The sequence below is a fragment of the Streptomyces sp. NBC_01451 genome, from assembly GCF_036227485.1.
Lineage (GTDB): Bacteria > Actinomycetota > Actinomycetes > Streptomycetales > Streptomycetaceae > Streptomyces.
Genome location: NZ_CP109479.1, coordinates 1,431,469 through 1,448,066 on the forward strand (window position 1 = coordinate 1,431,469; position 16,598 = coordinate 1,448,066).

The 16,598-nt window shown below is 71.6% G+C and carries 14 protein-coding genes and 1 pseudogene; 6 read left to right on the forward strand and 9 right to left on the reverse strand.

Annotated features, from left to right (window positions below; all coding sequences use genetic code 11):
- Positions 1–66 precede the first annotated feature (66 nt).
- Positions 67–465: a 6-pyruvoyl trahydropterin synthase family protein gene (locus OG595_RS06210; RefSeq protein WP_329268711.1), complete on the reverse strand. Its 399-nt coding sequence runs from the start codon at positions 463–465 to the stop codon at positions 67–69.
- A gap of 141 nt (positions 466–606) precedes the next feature.
- Entirely contained in the window at positions 607–1,590 is a 984-nt protein-coding gene (locus tag OG595_RS06215; protein WP_329268714.1) for a zinc-dependent alcohol dehydrogenase, read from the reverse strand.
- A gap of 106 nt (positions 1,591–1,696) precedes the next feature.
- On the opposite strand from OG595_RS06215, the gene OG595_RS06220 reads away from it, so the two are divergent.
- Positions 1,697–2,497, forward strand: coding sequence for a CDP-alcohol phosphatidyltransferase family protein (locus OG595_RS06220; protein WP_329268715.1), 801 nt, complete (start codon positions 1,697–1,699; stop codon positions 2,495–2,497).
- A gap of 67 nt (positions 2,498–2,564) precedes the next feature.
- On the opposite strand, the gene OG595_RS06225 is transcribed toward OG595_RS06220, so the two are convergent.
- The 7 genes from OG595_RS06225 to OG595_RS06255 all read right to left on the reverse strand — a co-directional run bounded on the left by OG595_RS06225 (position 2,565) and on the right by OG595_RS06255 (position 10,466).
- Positions 2,565–3,296, reverse strand: coding sequence for a YcnI family protein (locus OG595_RS06225; RefSeq protein WP_329268717.1), 732 nt, complete (start codon positions 3,294–3,296; stop codon positions 2,565–2,567).
- A 54-nt stretch (positions 3,297–3,350) separates the two neighbouring features.
- On the reverse strand, positions 3,351–3,941 hold the full coding sequence (locus OG595_RS06230) for a hypothetical protein (RefSeq protein WP_329268721.1): 591 nt from the start codon (positions 3,939–3,941) through the stop codon (positions 3,351–3,353).
- Positions 3,942–4,174: 233 nt separating this feature from the next.
- Complete coding sequence (locus tag OG595_RS06235; RefSeq protein ID WP_329268722.1) at positions 4,175–5,086, reverse strand: UTP--glucose-1-phosphate uridylyltransferase; 912 nt, start codon at positions 5,084–5,086, stop codon at positions 4,175–4,177.
- A gap of 200 nt (positions 5,087–5,286) precedes the next feature.
- Positions 5,287–6,471, reverse strand: coding sequence for an MDR family MFS transporter (locus OG595_RS06240; RefSeq protein ID WP_329282683.1), 1,185 nt, complete (start codon positions 6,469–6,471; stop codon positions 5,287–5,289).
- A gap of 53 nt (positions 6,472–6,524) precedes the next feature.
- Positions 6,525–8,285 (reverse strand): ABC transporter permease subunit, encoded by a 1,761-nt coding sequence (locus OG595_RS06245; RefSeq protein ID WP_329268723.1) that lies wholly within the window; start codon positions 8,283–8,285, stop codon positions 6,525–6,527.
- 3 nt (positions 8,286–8,288) lie between these two features.
- On the reverse strand, positions 8,289–9,797 hold the full coding sequence (locus OG595_RS06250; RefSeq protein ID WP_329268725.1) for an ABC transporter substrate-binding protein: 1,509 nt from the start codon (positions 9,795–9,797) through the stop codon (positions 8,289–8,291).
- A gap of 132 nt (positions 9,798–9,929) precedes the next feature.
- Positions 9,930–10,466: a GNAT family N-acetyltransferase gene (locus OG595_RS06255; protein WP_329268727.1), complete on the reverse strand. Its 537-nt coding sequence runs from the start codon at positions 10,464–10,466 to the stop codon at positions 9,930–9,932.
- A gap of 196 nt (positions 10,467–10,662) precedes the next feature.
- Here OG595_RS06255 and OG595_RS06260 point away from each other — a divergent pair, with 196 nt between their 5' ends.
- The 5 genes and pseudogenes from OG595_RS06260 to sthA all read left to right on the forward strand — a co-directional run bounded on the left by OG595_RS06260 (position 10,663) and on the right by sthA (position 16,597).
- A complete protein-coding gene (locus OG595_RS06260) occupies positions 10,663–11,613 on the forward strand; it encodes an ATP-binding protein (RefSeq protein WP_329268729.1) in 951 nt (316 codons plus the stop codon).
- 124 nt (positions 11,614–11,737) lie between these two features.
- Complete coding sequence (locus OG595_RS06265) at positions 11,738–12,130, forward strand: SCO5389 family protein (protein ID WP_329268730.1); 393 nt, start codon at positions 11,738–11,740, stop codon at positions 12,128–12,130.
- A gap of 278 nt (positions 12,131–12,408) precedes the next feature.
- Positions 12,409–13,452: pseudogene (locus OG595_RS06270) on the forward strand (RNA polymerase sigma factor); the annotation flags it as partial.
- 311 nt (positions 13,453–13,763) lie between these two features.
- On the forward strand, positions 13,764–15,077 hold the full coding sequence (locus tag OG595_RS06275) for a YhgE/Pip domain-containing protein (RefSeq protein WP_329268732.1): 1,314 nt from the start codon (positions 13,764–13,766) through the stop codon (positions 15,075–15,077).
- Positions 15,078–15,193: 116 nt separating this feature from the next.
- Positions 15,194–16,597, forward strand: a complete 1,404-nt coding sequence (gene sthA, locus OG595_RS06280) for a Si-specific NAD(P)(+) transhydrogenase (protein WP_329268733.1) — start codon at positions 15,194–15,196, stop codon at positions 16,595–16,597.
- Position 16,598: the final 1 nt, after the last annotated feature.

Sequence of the window (16,598 nt, forward strand, 5' to 3'; positions counted from 1 at the left end):
CCTGGGCCGGGGCTGCCGAAGTGGCCGCCGGGGAGAGGGGAACCGCGCGGTCGAGGGTCGTGTCGGTCACAGGGCACGCTCGTAGCTGGCCCAGGCGACGTGCGATTCGTGCAGGGTGACGGTGAGGCCCGCCAGGCCTCGGGCGCCCTCACCCAGGGCGCCCTTCTCGATCCGCGTGGCGAGCCGGTCGGCGATGACCTTGGCCAGGAACTCCGTGGAGGTGTTGATGCCGGCGAAGTCGGCCTCGTTGTCGAGGTTGCGGTAGTTCAACTCGCTCACCACGGCGCCGAGCTCCTGGGTGGCCAGGCCGATGTCGACGACGATGTTGTCGTCGTCCAGCTGTTCACGGCGGAACGTGGCGTCGACGAGGAAAGTCGCTCCGTGCAGGCGCTGGGCGGGTCCGAAGACCTCTCCGCTGAAGCTGTGGGCGATCATGATGTGATCGCGGACGGTGATGCTGAACAACGGACGACCCTCCAGGTGCGGCGCGTCTTGCCCCGTGCTGATCGCTGCCGGGGCATGCCGAGTAGTACGGCTACCCACGGCAGCTTGTTCAACGACTTGTTCATGTGCCCGATCCACTTTTTCGGAGGTCGGGCGAATCCGTCAGCCCGCGTCCGGATAGCGGACGCGGTGGCAGAGCGCCGGCAGCTCCCCCGAGGCGAGCCTCGGCAGTACGTCCGGGAGTTCCCCGAACGCGCACTCGCCGGTGATCAGGGCGTCGAGCGCCGGGTCGGCCAGCAGGTCGAGGGCGAGGGCGAGCCGGTCGGCGTAGGTGCGGCCGGGCCGCGCGGCCGGGGACACGGTCCCCACCTGGCTGCTGCGGACGGTGAGCCGCCGGGAGTGGAACGCCTCGCCCAGCGGCAGGCTGACGCGCCGGTCGCCGTACCAGCTCAGCTCGATCACCGTGCCCTCGGCGGTGAGGAGTTCGAGCGAGCGGGCCAGTCCCGCCTCGCTGGCGCTGGCGTGGACGACCAGGTCGCACTCCCCCAGGGCGTCCTGCGGCAGCGCGAAGTCGACGCCGAGCGCTTCCGCGGTCTTCGCGCGCCCGGGATCGGCGTCCACCAGTTGGACACGCACTCCCGGGAACCGGGCGATCAGCGCGGCCACCGACGAGCCGATCATCCCGCCGCCGACCACCGCGATCCGGTCACCGGCGAGCGGCGACGCGTCCCAGAGGGCGTTCACCGCGGTCTCCACGGTCCCGGCGAGCACCGCGCGTTCGGCGGGCACCCCGTCCGGCACCACGGTCACCGCGCCCACCGGAACCACGTACCGCGTCTGGTGCGGGTAGAGGCAGAAGACCGTACGGCCCGTCAACGCGTCCGGGCCCTCCTCCACCACACCGACGTTGAGGTAGCCGTACTTGACCGGGCCGGGGAAGTCGCCCTCCTGGAACGGCGCCCGCATGGCCGCGTACTGGCTGACCGGGACGCCACCACGGAAGACGAGCGTCTCCGTGCCGCGGCTCACGCCGGAAAACAGAGTGCGGACCAGTACCTCGCCCTCGCCGGGCGCCGGCAGTTCGACGTCACGGATCTCTCCGTGGTCCGGCGAACCGAGCCAGAAAGCACGTGCGGCGCGCTTCATCGGAGTCCTCCTGAACGCTTGGGAAGTTGTTCACGTACTGCGGGGTGCACAGTCCGCGCACAGTACGCGGCATGATCCACTCTGTACATACGGCGGAGGACTCGCGGTGGCCCTGAACAACACGTACGAAGCGAGGCTGGTTCAGCAGGAAACTGCTCTGGGGGCGGGCCTGCAGGTCCTGTTGCTGGTCCTGCTCGGCTCCGCGATCGGCCTGGGCCCCGCGGGCTGGCTGACCGGACTGGCGTTCGCGATCGCCACCTGGGCCGTTCTGTCCCGCGCGCTGCACCGGTCGGGGTCGAAGTCGTTCGGCCCGGCCAACCGGGTCACCCTCGGCCGGGCGACCCTGGTCGGCGGCGTGACGGCGCTGGTCGCGGACTCCTTCGTCAGCTCGCCGCCCATCACACTCTTCGTCGGGCTCGCGGCCGTGGCCCTGATCCTCGACGGCGTGGACGGCAAGGTCGCCCGGCGCACGGGCACCTGCTCGAAGCTGGGCGCGCGTTTCGACATGGAGGTCGACGCGTTCCTCATCCTGGTGCTCAGCGTGTACGTGTCGATGTCGCTGGGCCCGTGGGTCCTGCTGATCGGCGGTATGCGCTACGCCTTCGTCGCCGCCGCCCGCGTCCTGCCCTGGCTGAACGCCCCGCTGCCGCCGAGCACCGCCCGCAAGACCGTGGCCGCCTTCCAGGGCATCCTGCTCCTGCTCGCCGCCTCCGGGTACCTGCCCCTCGCGGCGACGCAGGCGGTGACCGCGCTGGCTCTGGGCACACTGGTCTGGTCGTTCGGCCGGGACATCCTGTGGCTGTACCGCACGTCCCGCCCGCGCACGGCGCCCGCCCCGTCGCTCGCGTCGATCGCCTCGGTTGAGCAGCAGCTGCGTGCCCTGGTGCCCGAGTCCGTCTCCCGCTGAGGTGCGGCCCGCGCGCGATGCGCGGACCGCAGGCACTTCGACTGCCGCAATTCCCGCGACTGCTGTTCTACGAACGTGATGTCCGGGTCCTGACCAGCGCGAACGCCGCAGCGGCCAGGCCCAGTACCCCCACGACGAGCCCGGCGACACCCAGCCCGCGAGCCGTCGAGTCAGTGGCCGGGTCCGAGTCCCGGCCGGCGTCGCTCTTCACGGAAGCCGCCGAGGGACTGGCACCGGCACCCTCTTCAGCGGTCACCGCCGCCGTCAGCCTCAGTGTCGGCGCCGGGTTCTCCGGCTCGTCCTGGCCCGCCTGAGGCGTCTCGATCCAGCGGACGACGTTGCCGTCGGAGTACGTCTGCAGGGTCTTGAAGGCCAGCTGACCGGTGCTGTCGGGGAGTTGGCCGAACGCGACGTCGAAGTCCTCGTACTCCCCGCTCCGGATCCGGCCGCCGGTCCAGGTGATCTCGGAGACGGCGTCGGTGATCGTCCCGTCGTCCGTCTTGACCGGTGTCCTCAGTTTCGTGGTCGTCACCTTCGCGGTCCAGCCCTCCTCCGGGGTGACCAGCACGCCGAGGACGGGGTGGTCGGTGGGCAGGAACACCTGGACCTCGGTGGTGCTCGCGGTGTCCTCCTCGTTGGGGACCCGGAAGGTCAGGACGCCGTCCGTGGCGCCCTTCGCGTAGCTCTCGGGGTGCACGGTGACGTGCGCGGAGGCGGCACCCGCGGCGGCGAGGACACCGGCGGCGGTGAGACCGGTGACGACGCCGGCGCGGCGCAGGGTGATGCGTGTCGGGAACATGGGCGGAACTCCGTACTTCAGTACTTCCGTACTGGTGGCTGGTGTCGGGGAACTTCAGGGCGTGTACGGAATCCCTGTCGGCGGTCCCCGACCGCCCACCGCGTACCGCAGGAGAAGCCGCCGCGGCCGGGCGACCCGCGACGGCACGCGCCCCGGCCGCGTACGGGGCGGCCCGACGGGCGCGTCCCGCCACCAGGCGGCGAGGCCCGGTACGAAGGCGACCGCCCAGCGCAGCAGCGACCACAGCGCGGCCTCGCCCCGCCGCAGGCACCAGGAGGCGACCAGGGCGGCCACGACGTGCGCGGAGAGGGCGTGGGCGCTCATGGCGTGCGGGTGGGCGTGGGGCATGCGCATCCCGGGATGGTGCGCGTGCGCCATGACCCGGCCGCGCGCCGCCCCGAACACGCCGAACGCGACATGGAGCCCCGCCTGGGTGACCAGTGTCAGGGCGCCGATCCCCGGGAGCGACCGCTCCCGGCCGCCGAGCAGCCACCCGGCGGCGAACACGGCCGCGAACCCGGCGCCGTCCGCCTCGGCCGACGGCGCGGCGCCGGTCGCGAGTCCGTGTGCGGCGGCGGCCAGCAGGACGCACACCGCGGCGAACACCGCGGCGCGCAGACTCCGTACCGCCGGGGAAGCGCTCATCGTGCGGGGATCCTCCCACGGCCGGACACCGGCACGACGCGACGGGTCACGCCAGGCCGTGTGCCGACTTGGGGTGACCCGTCCCGGCCCGCTCGCCGGCGCCCTTGGGCCTCTTGGACCAGCCGCCTTCTTCGGCGCCGCCCGGCACCATCCAGCCCGTCCGGCGTTCGAGGACGAGCGCGTTCAGCGCGACCGGGGGTCTGGGGGCGGAGCCCCCGGGTCGAGACCGGGGGTCACTCGGCCCCGCCGGTCTCCTCCCCCTCCAGCTCCTTCGCCAGGCGGCGCAGGTGCGGCCCGTACTCGGGGTCGTTCAGCGCTGCCGCGAACTGGGCGGTGAGGTAGGCGAGCGGGTTGCCGGTGTCGTACCAGCGGCCGTGGATCACCTGGCCGTAGACGGCCCGGCCGGCGGCGTAGGCGTTGATGGCGTCCGTGAGGTAGACCTCGCCGGTGCGGTGGTCGTACCAGCGCTTGGTCTGGTCGCGGAGTTCGTCGATGATGCCGGGCGTGATGACGTAGCCGCCGATGGCCGCGTACGAGGAGGGCGCGTCCTGCGGGCGGGGCTTCTCGACCAGGCCGGTGATGCGGAGCAGACCGTCGTCGAGGTCCTCCTTGACGACGGGGACGCCGTAGCGCTGCGAGTCGCCCGGGTCCATCGGCATCAGCGCGAGGACCGGGGAGTTGGTCGCCTCGTACGCCTTGATCAGCTGCTGGGCGCGCGGCACCTCGGCGACGAACACGTCGTCGGGCCACAGCACGAGCATCGGCTCGTCGCCGAAGTTGCGGGCGGCGTTGAGGACGGGGGTGCCGTTGCCGTACGGGCCGTGCTGGTCGAGGTAGGTGATGTGGCCGAGCCGGGACAGCTCGCCGACCTCCTCGACGGCGTCCGCGTAGGCGGCCTTGCCGTCGGCGCGCAGCTGGTCGACCAGCGCGGGGTTGGGCCGGAAGTGGTCCTGGATCAGGCCCTTCCCGCCGGACACCACGATGGTGATGTCGGTGATGCCGGAGGCCACGAGCTCCCGGACGGTGTGCTCGATGACGGGTTTGTCACCGACGGGCAGCATCTCCTTCGGTGTCGCCTTGGTGAGCGGCAGCAGCCGGGACCCCAGTCCGGCGGCGGGAATGACTGCCCTGCGAATCGTGGCCATGGGCCCCCCTGTACGAAAGCGCGTACGCATATCGGTGGTCGTGTACATGATCGTGCTCTGTGATGCCGGTCGGCGGTGCTGCTCAGTGGTGCCGTTCGTTGCTCACCCGTGCCTGTCGGCGCGAGTGGTGTGACGCTACCAATTCGGCATGCCCCACGGCTGTGCCGCCCAGACTCCCGGGGTGCTCCCCCGGCCACGGTTCAGGCCCGGCGCGGCAGCACCGCGATCGCCGCCAGGGGTACGGCGGCCAGTACCAGCCAGGGCACCGCCGCGGGCAGCCCGGTGTCGAGAAGGGTGCCGGTCAGCGAGCTGCCGACCAGCACGATCAGGCCGGAAACCGATGAAAGGGCGCCGGTGTAGAGGCCCAGCCGGCCCTCCTCGGCGAGGTCGGGCACCCACGCGCGGGCCACGGGGGCGACCAGCATCTGGCCGAAGGTGAGCAGTACGACGAAGCCGGCTGCGGGCAGCAGCCCGGCCGTGCCGGTCCACCCCGCGGGCCTGGCCAGCGCCACCACCGCGAACCCGGCGGAGATCAGCAGCATCCCGGCGACCATGGAGCGGCGCAGGGCGAGCCGGTCGCCGACCCGGCGGGTGACCGGCAGCTGGGCGGTCACGACGAGCAGCGAGGACAGGGCGAACAGCCAGGCCAGCGCGGTCTGCGAGCCGGTCGCGCGCTCCACCTCGGCGGGGAGCGCCAGATACAGCTGGTTGTACGCGAGCAGATAGGCGCCGTACGCGGAGCAGAGCGCCAGAAATCGACGGTTGCGCAGCAGTACGCGCACGCCCCCTTTCGCGCTTACGCGCTCCCGGCCGGGTATGTGCTGCGGCAGCAGCCAGGCGTGCCCGGCGAGGACGAGGACGAAGATTCCGGCGCCCGCGAGGCACACCACCCGGAAGTCGACGGCCAGCAGCAGACCACCGAGGAGCGGCCCTGCGAAGGCGCCCGCCTGTCCGGCGACGGTGAACAGCGCGAGGACCCGGGTGCGCGAGCCGTTGCCCTGCTCCTCCCGGACCACCGCCTGCCGGGCCACCTCGGACTCGACGGCGGGCGAGAACAGCGCGGCGGCGAAGCCGATGAGAAGGACGGCGCCGATGACGGTCGCGGTCGAGTCGGCGTAGCCGAGCCAGGCGAAGCCGGCGACGCGCAGGGCGCAGCCCGCGAGCACCACCGGCCGGATGCCGTACCGGTCGGCGAGCGCACCGCCCACCACGAACAGCCCCTGCTGGCTGAAGGTGCGCAGCCCGAGAACGAATCCGACGAGCCACCCCGCCATGCCGAGCGCCTGCCCCAGATGCTCGGAGAGGAAGGGCAGGACGGCGAAGAAGCCCACGTTGAAGGCGAGTTGAGTGAGGATCAGCAGCCGTAGCAGCGGCGAGAGCCGCATCCGGGCGGGCGCCTCGTCCTCGACGGCGGTTGCGGTTGCGGTTGCGGGCACGGTCACTGGAAGGCCAACTCCCTTGCTTCCGGGCGCGGTCCGGGAACTCGCACGACCTTTCGGAGCGGCCGGACCGCGAGGCCGGCGGCGGTGACGGCCAGGGCGCCGAGCAGGGCGAGTACGGCGGCGGGGGCGAGGACCGCCCAGGGGGCGCGTTCGGCGTACGGCTGGTTCTCGGCGAGGAGCAACCCCCATTCCGGGGACGGCGGTTGGGCGCCGAGGCCGAGGAAGCCGAGGGCGGCCAGGGCGAGGGCGACACTGGGCAGCCGCAGCAGGGCGTGCCGGGTGACCGGGGGCAGTGCGGCGGGCAGGAGCTCGTGCCGCAGGACGTACCAGCGGCCGGCGCCCAGACCCCGAGTGGCCGTGACATGCAGGGTGGCCCGTTCCTGGCGCAACAGGGCGGCGGTGTGCGCGGCCAGCGGCGCCCAGGCGACGACGGTCACGGCGAGCGCGGGGGTGGCCCCGCCGCTGCCCACGACCGCCGTGACCAGCAGCGCGGCGAGTACGGGCGGTATCGCGTTGACGGTGTCGACGAGCGGTCCGGACAGCCGGGGCACCAGCCCGAGCACCAGCCCGGTCAGCAGGGCGGCGGCACTGATCGCGGAGGCGAGCAGCAGCGTGTCGAGGGCGCCGTGCCCGACCCGGGCGAGGACGTCGCGGCCGAGGGCGTCGGTGCCGAACGGGTGCGCCCAGGAAGGGGGTCGGAGCCGGGCCCGGGTGTCCAGCGCGAGCGGGTCACGCGGCAGGCCGAGGGCGACGACGCCGAGCAGCACACCGGCGTACAGCAGGGGCGGGGTGCGGCGGGCGGGCGGTGCGGGCCGGTGCAGGGAGGACAGGCCGCCGTCGCGCAGGGCGGGGCCGATGAGCAGCCGGGCGGCGATCCGGGTCGCGCCCGCCGCGAGGGCCGCGAGCAGGACGAGGGCGAGGGTGCTCGCCTGGAGGACGGGCAGGTCCTGGGCGATGGCGGCCTGGAGGGCGGTGCGGCCGAGGCCGGGGATGTCGAAGATCTGCTCGACGGCGACCGAGCCGCCGGTCAGCCCGACGACGAACAGTCCGGCGTTGGGGAGCAGTGCGGGCAGACAGCGCCGGACGGCCTGGCTCGCGATGCGCCGGGCCGGGATGCCGCGTGCGGCGGCGGCCAGCGCCCAGGGCTCGGCGAAGGCGCCGGGCAGCAGGTCGTCGAGGAGCCGTCCGAGCAGCGCCCCGGCGGGCAGACCGAGGGCGAGGCCGGGCAGGACCGTCCACTGGAGTCCGTACCAGCCGAGGGCCGGCAGCCAGCCGAGCTGGACGCCGACGACGGTGGCCAGCACGGAGGCGGTGAGGAACTCGGGCAGCGCGGCGACCATCGCCGACCCGCTGCCGCCGCCGCGCCGCCGCCCGCCGCCGCGCAGCGTCCGCGCGCACACCAGGGCGGCGACGAGAAGGGCGATGGCCAGCGCCACGGCCATCAGCAGCAGTGAGGCGCCGAGTGCCTGGAGGACATCCGGCATGACCTCGGACCCGGAGATCCAGGACCGCCCGGCGTCGCCGCGCGGCAGCCCGCCGAGCCAGTCCCCGAGCAGCCGCAACGGGCCGGCGTCGAGGCCGAGTCGGTTGCGGATGTCGGCGAGCACCGCCGGGGTGGCCTCGCGTTCCGCCGACCGCGCTCTGAGCACGGTGAACGCCGGATCGGTGCGGGTCAGCCAGGGCAGCAGACCGATCCCGCACACGAGGAGCGCGGCGAGCAGGGCACGCCACAGAAGCGTGCCCGCACGGCTCCGCACGGGTCAGCGCCGCGTTCCGGTACCGACCAGCGTGCGCTCGTACGGATCGAGGAGCACGCCCTGCACACCGGCGTCGACGCCGGTGATGATCCGCTGGTGGACCAGCGGGACGACGGCGTCGTCGCCGAGGACGAGCGCCTCGGCCGCCATGGCCGCGTCCTGCCGCTCGGCGGTGTCCTCGATGCCCTCGGCCTCGGCGACGGCCCGGTCGACCTTTCGGTCGCAGAGCAGGGACAGGTTGTAGCCGCCGTCGCAGGTGTAGTCGCTGGCGAGGACGGAGACGGGGTCGCCGGAGTCGAGCATCGTGTTGCGGGCGGCGACCAGGGCATCGAACTTCCCGGCCAGCGCGTCGCCTTCGAGGCGCGAGTACTCCCGCACCTCCAGCTTCACCCTGAACCCGGCCTTCTCCAGCTGCTGCTTCAACACCTGTGCGGCTTCCGGGAGTTCGGGCCGGTTGTCGTACGTGGCGAGAGTGACGGAAGCGCCCTCGGGCGCCGTCGCCTGCGCGCGTCCGGTGGGCTGGACGCGCTTGCCCTCGGCCCAGGTGAGCGCCGGGCCGTAGATGCCCTGGCCCGCGTCGGCGTGGCCTTCGTGGACACCGTCGGCGAGGGCGGAGGTGTCCACCGCGGCGCGGGCGGCGGCCCGGAGCCTCGCGTCCTTGAAGACGCCGGTCCTGGTGTTGAGGTGCAGGGAGGTGGTGCGGGCCGTGGCGGTCTCGCGGCGGGTCGCCCTGTCGAGGGAGGCGGCCTGGGCGACGGGGATCGATTCCGCGATGTCGACCTGCCCGGTGCGCAGGGCGTTGGCGCGGGCGGTGCCGTCGGCGATGAACCGCGCGTCGATCCCGGCGGACTGGGCCCGTCCGCCCCAGTAGTCGTCGAAGCGGTCGAGGGTGGCCGCGGTGGCGCCGGTGGTCCTCGTCAGCTCGAAGGGTCCGGTGGCGGTGCCGACCGGGTCGACGACGCCCTTCTTCACGAACGCCTTGGGCGCGAGGACGGCGAGGCCGGGGCTGGACAGCCGCAGCGGGAGCACGGGGTCGGGTTCGGCGGTGGTGACGGACACACGTCCGTCACCGGTGGCCTTCGCCGTGAGGGTGACGCCGGTGAGGGCGGCGGGCTCGGGTTCGGCCCGGGTGGCCCGGGTGAGGGCGGCAGCGACGGTGGGCGCGGTGACGTCGGTGCCGTCCTGGAAGGTGGCCTCGCGCAGGGTGAACAGCCAGGTGCGGTCGTCCTCGCGGGTCCAGGACTCGGCGAGCGCGGGAGCGGGCGAGCCGTTGGCGTCCAGGGCGGTCAGGCCCTCGGTGACGCCGAGGCGGCTGAGGAGGGTGGCGTCGGCACCGTACGGCGAGAGGTTCTCGGCGGGCGGGAAGGCGAGGGCGACCCGCAGCCGGGAGCCGGACCCCGACCCGGCGTCGGACGACGAGTCGCCGTCGTCGCCGCCGGAGGCGAAGCAGCCGGTGAGCAGCGGGGAGAGCAGCAGTCCGACGAGCAGTCGGCGACGGCGGGGGGTGCGCATGGTCCTCGGTTCCGTAAGGGTCTTCAGGGGGGTGGGCAGCACGGAGCAGCCGTACAGGGACGGGGGCCGCACAGAAACGGGAGACTATCTGATAATCATTTCCAATAGCCAGCCCAGGTCGACCGCCGACGATCACCGCGCCAGCGGGACCTCGAAGTGCACGACGCTCTGCCCGCCGCCCGCACCCTCACGCTCGTCGTGCACGATCCGGCCCAGCGACCGCCAGAACCCCTCGGCACCGGCCACCGCCGGGTCCGTGTGCAGATACACGGAGCGGTAGCCGCCGTCGGCCGCGGCGAAGGCCAGCAGTTCGGCCACCAGGCGCCGGGCCAGGCCGCGCCTGCGGTGCTCGGGGCGGACGTACACCCGGCGCAACTGCGCGGTGCTCCCCGAGGGATAGCGCTCGGCGAGCCCGCGCGGATTCGGGGGATGGAGGGGGCCGCGCGAGTCGAGGGCGGCGGTGGCCACGACGCTCGCGTCACGTTCGTCGACCGCGACCAGGAGGGTGTGGCGGGCGGGCACGAGATAGGCGGACGCCGGGTCGACGATGTCGCCGTGCCAGCGCGGCACGTAGCCCGTTCCGAAGTCGCGGTAGACGGTGTCGAGCATGACGGCTCGCGCGCCGTCGAGGTCGCCGGGGGTCGCCGCCCTGATGCAGTAATCACGCACCTGCACATCATATGCATTTAGGTTGATCGAACAAGCGGTCGCCAACTCCGCTCACCCGTGGCCCAGTTGAGGGCGAGTCGATTTGACAGGGGTCCGGGCTCCGCATAAAAACTTGCCACATGACATTCATTTTCAAAATGGCTTGCGCGGCGCCTGCCTCGAAGGCGGCCGACGAAGAACCAGGAGTGGCCCGCTGATGCGCGTCGCGTTCGTCGGCAAGGGCGGCAGCGGCAAGACCACGCTGTCCGCACTGTTCTCCCGCCATCTCGCACGCTCCGGCGCGCCCGTGGTCGCCATCGACGGCGACATCAACCAGCACCTGGCCGAGGCCCTCGACCCGGTCGGCGGCGAGGCCTTCGCCGCGCCGCCGCTGAGCGCCCGTCTCGGTGACATCAAGGACTACCTGCGCGGCACCAACCCGCGCATCGAGTCGCGCGAGGCCATGGTGAAGACGACCCCGGCCGGCCGGGGCTCACGGCTGCTGCGCCCGCTCGGCGACGACGAGATCCACTCCCGGCACGTCGAACGCGTGGGCGGCGTACCGCTGATGGCGACCGGCGCCTTCGAGGAGAGCGACCTGGGCGTGGCCTGCTACCACTCCAAGCTCGGCGCCGTGGAGCTCTACCTCAACCATCTCGTCGACGGCCCCGGCGAGTACGTCGTCGTCGACATGACCGCCGGCGCGGACGCGTTCGCCTCCGGGCTGTTCACACGGTTCGACATGACGTTCCTGGTCGCCGAGCCGACCCGCAAGGGCGTCTCCGTCTACCGCCAGTACCGCGACCACGCCCGCGAGTTCGGGATTCCGCTCGCGGTGATCGGCAACAAGGTCACCGGCGAGGACGACCTGCTCTTCCTCAAGGAGGAGACCGGCGACGACCTGCTCACCCATCTCGTCCAGTCCAGTTGGGTGCGCGCCGCCGAACAGGGGCGCGAACAGGGCGAGTTGGAACCGCAGAACCTGCACGCGCTGAACCAGCTCCGGGACGCGGTCGATGCCCGCCCCAAGGACTGGGCCACCTTCCAGCGGCACGCCGTCGAGTTCCATCTGCGCAACGCCCGCGCATGGGCGGACCGGGCGACGGGCCTCGACCTGGCCGAGCAGGTTGACCCGGAGTTCGTGCACGGGCCTGCCGCCCTCGCCTGACCGCACCCCGGGCACGCACCAGTCACCACGCCTCCGACACCCGCCCCACGCCCCACGCCCCGGTCACCACGCAGACGCGCCACCGGTGAGAACGCAAGAGAACGAAAGAACAGGACTCCCCCTCATGTCGCTCGACGTCTCCCCCCAGCTCCTCGCCGAAGCCGAGCGGGGTGACATCCGTGAGGACGAATTCGTCGAAACCGTCCGCACCTCGCTCCCGTACGCCTACGACCTCATCGCCGGCCTCGCCGCCGAACTCCAGGGTGGCACCGCGGAGTTCGCCGACAACCAGACGCCGCCGCCCACCGAGAAGGAGCGCGGTCAGCTGCTGCGCGCGCTGGCCAGCGACGCGATCCGGGGCAGCCTGGAGCGGCACTTCGGCATCGCGCTCGCCTTCCAGAACTGCCACCGGGTCGCCGCCTTCCACCCCGGCGCGCAGAGCGGCGCGACCTACGCCCGCTTCACCTCGCCGCGCTCGCAGGTCCTGAACCAGTCGCCGGAGTTCCGCGACTGCTGACACACCGGTGCGGCACGCCTGACGCAATTCCCCGGGGACGGGAACGGGGAAGGGAGCGGGGAAATGGGAAATCCCCGGGGAATTGACAATGGCGCATATCCGTGGACATGAATTCCCGCCCCACCACATTCGACAACGATTCGGAAACCTCACGGCCCCCTGTATCCTGGGATCGAACGGGTGATCGATATCAGCTCGGAGGGCGGGACTGTCGGCGGCCTGGTGATTGCCCAGGAGACTCCGGAACACGCGACGGCGGTGACTCGTTCTCCTACAGGGACGTTCCTGCGTGCACTCCTGGAGAGGAAGTGAGCACGATGGCGACCGATACCGAGGTGACCGATGTGTTCGACCCGGCCACCGAGGACGAGAGCGATGCTCCCCTCCCCCGGCTGGCCACCGGGGGAGGCTCGGTCGACCAGGTGCGGGACTACCTCCGGCTGATCGCCCGGGTCCGGCTCCTCAGCGCCGAGCAGGAGGTCGACCTCGCGAAACGGATCGAGGCCGGGCTGTACGCCGAGCACAAACTGCTGGCGGACCCGCCCGGGGACCCCGTACTCCGGCGCGAGTTGGAACTCCTCACCGCGGACGGGGAACGCGCCAAGTCCCACCTCATCGAAGCCAACCTCCGCCTGGTCGTGTCCGTCGCCAAGCGCTACACGGGCCGCGGACTGCTCTTCCTCGACCTGGTCCAGGAGGGCAACACGGGCCTGATCCGGGCCGTCGAGAAGTTCGACTACGCGAAGGGCTTCAAGTTCTCTACGTACGCGACCTGGTGGATCCGGCAGGCGATCTCGCGCGCGCTGGCGGACCAGGGCCGCACCATTCGTATCCCCGTGCATCTGGTGGAGGTCATCAACCGGGTGGCCCGCACCCGCCGCGAACTCATCCAGGACTTCGGGACGGAACCCACACCGGAGGAACTCGCGGAGAAGGCGGGTGTCCCCGTGGAACGGCTGCCGGAACTCACCGCCTACACCAGGGAACCCGTCTCCCTGCACACCGCCCTCGGCGAGGACGGCGACGGCGAACTCGGCGACCTGATCGAGGACCGGGACAGCGTCACCCCCATGGAGATGGTCACCTTCCTGCTGCTCCAGGAGACCATCAGGTCCATCCTCGCGGAGATGACCCCTCGGGAGGCCGGCATCATCTCCCTGCGCTACGGCCTGTCCGGCGGCCGGACCAGAACCCTGGAGGAGATCGGCCAGGTGTACGGCGTGACACGCGAACGCATCCGCCAGATCGAGTCCAAGACGATGTCCAAGCTGCGCCACCCGTCCCGCTCCCAGGTCCTGCGGGACTATCTCGACGCCATGTGACCCGCTCCTCCCCAGGAGACCGGTACCCCAGTTGCCCCGGTACGCCAGTACGCCCGTCTCCGGCATCGGGCATCCGTTTCGGCTGTTCACGGGTGACGTGAGCGGCAGTCGGCGTCGTCCCTCCGCGCCGGGATCCTGCCGCGACGGGTGCAACCCGGGGGACGTAGTCTTCGGCTCGGCGAGTCGCTGACGTGGCTGTGCCGCCGTACACACGATCCTGACCCCGCAGGCGGCAACCCGCACGTCCCACGCCGATACGACGACCGTCGCCCCCACACGGTCCCGAACCGCTCCAGAACCACCGGAGAACCATGGCAACCGAGGACAGCACGTCCGAATCCCCGTCCCCGTCCCCCTCCCCCACCAACGGCGGCGTCCAGGCGCGTGCCACCGCTCTGCTGGGCCGGCCCAAGCTGTGGCTGCTGCCCACCGTCCTGACCGGGCTGCTGGCGCTGCTGCTGTCGCTGCTCTACATGGGTGGCATCGTGAGCCCCAACCGGGACCTGCACGACCTGCCCATCGGCATCGTCAACGCGGACCGGGGCGCGCCGCTGCCCGGGCAGAAGGAGAACCTGGGTGCGCAGATCGTCCAGGCGATCACGACCGACACCTCCGGCGGCGACAAGGCCGAGTGGCGTGAACTGAGCCTCTCCAGGGCCCAGGACGAGCTGGACTCGGGCAAGCTCTACGGCGCGCTGGTCGTACCCGACGGCTTCACCGCCTCGGTCGCCGCGCTGACCGGCACCAGCGCCACCGCCCGTCCGGCGCTGACGGTGCTGACCAACCCCGGCAAGGGCAGCCTCGGTTCCTCCCTGGCCAGTCAGATCACCACACAGGCCGCGCACCAGGCCTCGCAGACGATCGGCGAGCAGTTGACGGCGAGCGCGAAGGGGGCGAGCGCCACGACGAAGCTGCTGCTGGCCGACCCGGTCGCGGTCACCCCCCAGGTCGGCCATCCCATCGGCACCCACAGCGGCCTGGGCCTCAGCACCTTCTACTACACGCTGCTGCTCGTGCTGGCCGGGTTCCTCGGCGCCAACGTCATCAGCAACGGGGTGGACACCTCTCTCGGCTACGCCGACAACGAGATCGGCCCCTGGCACACGCGCCGCCCCACCGTGCCGATCACCCGCACCCAGACGCTGCTGCTGAAGATGGGCATGACCGCCGGGATCACACTGCTGAGCGTCTCCCTGATCATGGTCGCCACCGTCGGCATCCTCGACATGGACGCCGACCATCTCCCTCTGCTGTGGCTGTACTCGTACTGCGCCACCCTCGCGGTCGGCCTCGGCGTCCAGGCCATCAACGCGGCCTTCGGCGGGATCGGACAGCTCGTGTCGATGTTCGTCTTCATCGTCCTCGGCCTGCCCTCGTCCGGGGCCACGGTCCCGCTCCAGGCGGTTCCGGACTTCTACCGCTTCCTGTCCGTGTTCGAGCCCATGCGCCAACTCGGCGACGGAGCGCGCGCGATCCTCTACTTCGACGCCCGCGGGGACGCCGGCCTGACCCGCGCCTGGATCATGATCGCGGTCGGCGCCGCGCTCGCGCTGCTCTTCGGCTTCGCGATGGCCCGCTACTACGACCGCAGGGGCCTCGAACGCCTCACTCCGCAGCCTTCCTGAGCCGAGTCCCGGGGCCAGTCGCGCGGCACGATCGGGGAACGGAGCAGCGGTGTCGACATCAACTGTTGCCCGTTCACCCTTTCGGGCGGCGGCCTCGGGCTGACAGACTCACGAGGGTGCCCGACTTCGACATGCTTGTCATAGGATCCGGCCCGGGCGGCCAGAAGGCCGCCATCGCGGCGGCCAAGCTCGGCCGCCGGGTCGCCGTCATCGACCGCCCCGACATGGTCGGTGGGGTCTCCATCCACACCGGCACCATCCCCTCCAAGACGCTGCGCGAGGCGGTGCTCTACCTCACCGGCCTCACCCAACGCGATCTGTACGGCCAGAGCTACCGGCTCAAGGAGAACATCACCGTCGCCGACCTGACCGCGCGCACCGAGCACGTGGTCAGTCGCGAGGTCGACGTCATCCGCAGCCAGCTGTCCCGCAACCACGTCTCCCTGTTCGCCGGCACCGGCCGCTTCATCGACGACCACACCGTGGCGTTGCGCGAAGTGACCGGGAACGAACGGCTGTTGAGCGCCGAGCACATCATCATCGCCACCGGGACCCGGCCGGCCCGCCCGGACACCGTCGAGTTCGACGAACGCACCATCATGGACTCCGACAACGTGCTCAACCTCGAAGGTGTGCCGCGTTCCATGGTCATCGTCGGGGCCGGGGTGATCGGCATGGAGTACGCCTCCATGTTCGCCGCGCTCGGCAGCAAGATCACGGTCGTCGAGAAGCGGCCCGGAATGCTCGACTTCTGCGACATCGAGGTGATCGAGTCGCTCAAGTACCACCTGCGGGACCTGGCCGTCACCTTCCGCTTCGGGGAGACGGTCGCGGCGGTGGAACGCCACGCCCGAGGCACTCTCACCGTCCTGGAGAGCGGCAAGAAGATCCCCGCGGACGCGGTGATGTACTCGGCGGGCCGACAGGGCCTCACCGACGAACTCGACCTGAACAAGGCCGGGTTGTCGGCCGACCGGCGCGGCCGGATCACGGTCGACGAGCATTACCGCACCGAGGTCCCGCACATCTACGCCGTCGGCGACGTCATCGGCTTCCCGGCTCTCGCCGCGACCTCCATGGAACAGGGCCGGGCGGCGGCGTACCACGCGTGCGGTGAACCCGTCGACGGGATGCACAACCTCCAGCCCATCGGCATCTACACCATCCCCGAGATCAGCTTCATCGGCCGCACCGAGGACCAGCTCACCGAGGAGAGCATCCCCTTCGAGGTGGGCATCTCCCGCTACCGCGAACTGGCCCGGGGCCAGATCATCGGCGACTCCCACGGCATGCTCAAACTGCTGGTCTGCCCGGAGACCCGCAAACTCCTCGGCGTCCACTGCTTCGGCACGGGAGCGACCGAACTGATCCACATCGGCCAGTCCGTCATGGGCTGCGACGGCACGGTCGACTACCTCGTCAACGCGGTCTTCAACTACCCGACGCTCGCGGAGTCCTACAAGGTCGCGGCTCTGGACGCGACGAACAAGCTGCGGCAGATCGACCGGTTGCGGGACTGAG

Coding starts and splice junctions, on each gene's coding strand:
- OG595_RS06250 (WP_329268725.1), bottom strand. CDS start 9,797: ATGCGCACCCCCCGCCGTCGCCGACTGCTCGTCGGACTGCTGCTCTCC.
- OG595_RS06265 (WP_329268730.1), top strand. CDS start 11,738: ATGTCGCTCGACGTCTCCCCCCAGCTCCTCGCCGAAGCCGAGCGGGGT.
- OG595_RS06235 (WP_329268722.1), bottom strand. CDS start 5,086: ATGGCCACGATTCGCAGGGCAGTCATTCCCGCCGCCGGACTGGGGTCC.
- OG595_RS06225 (WP_329268717.1), bottom strand. CDS start 3,296: ATGTTCCCGACACGCATCACCCTGCGCCGCGCCGGCGTCGTCACCGGT.
- OG595_RS06230 (WP_329268721.1), bottom strand. CDS start 3,941: ATGAGCGCTTCCCCGGCGGTACGGAGTCTGCGCGCCGCGGTGTTCGCC.
- OG595_RS06240 (WP_329282683.1), bottom strand. CDS start 6,471: ATGCGGCTCTCGCCGCTGCTACGGCTGCTGATCCTCACTCAACTCGCC.
- OG595_RS06215 (WP_329268714.1), bottom strand. CDS start 1,590: ATGAAGCGCGCCGCACGTGCTTTCTGGCTCGGTTCGCCGGACCACGGA.
- OG595_RS06260 (WP_329268729.1), top strand. CDS start 10,663: ATGCGCGTCGCGTTCGTCGGCAAGGGCGGCAGCGGCAAGACCACGCTG.
- OG595_RS06275 (WP_329268732.1), top strand. CDS start 13,764: ATGGCAACCGAGGACAGCACGTCCGAATCCCCGTCCCCGTCCCCCTCC.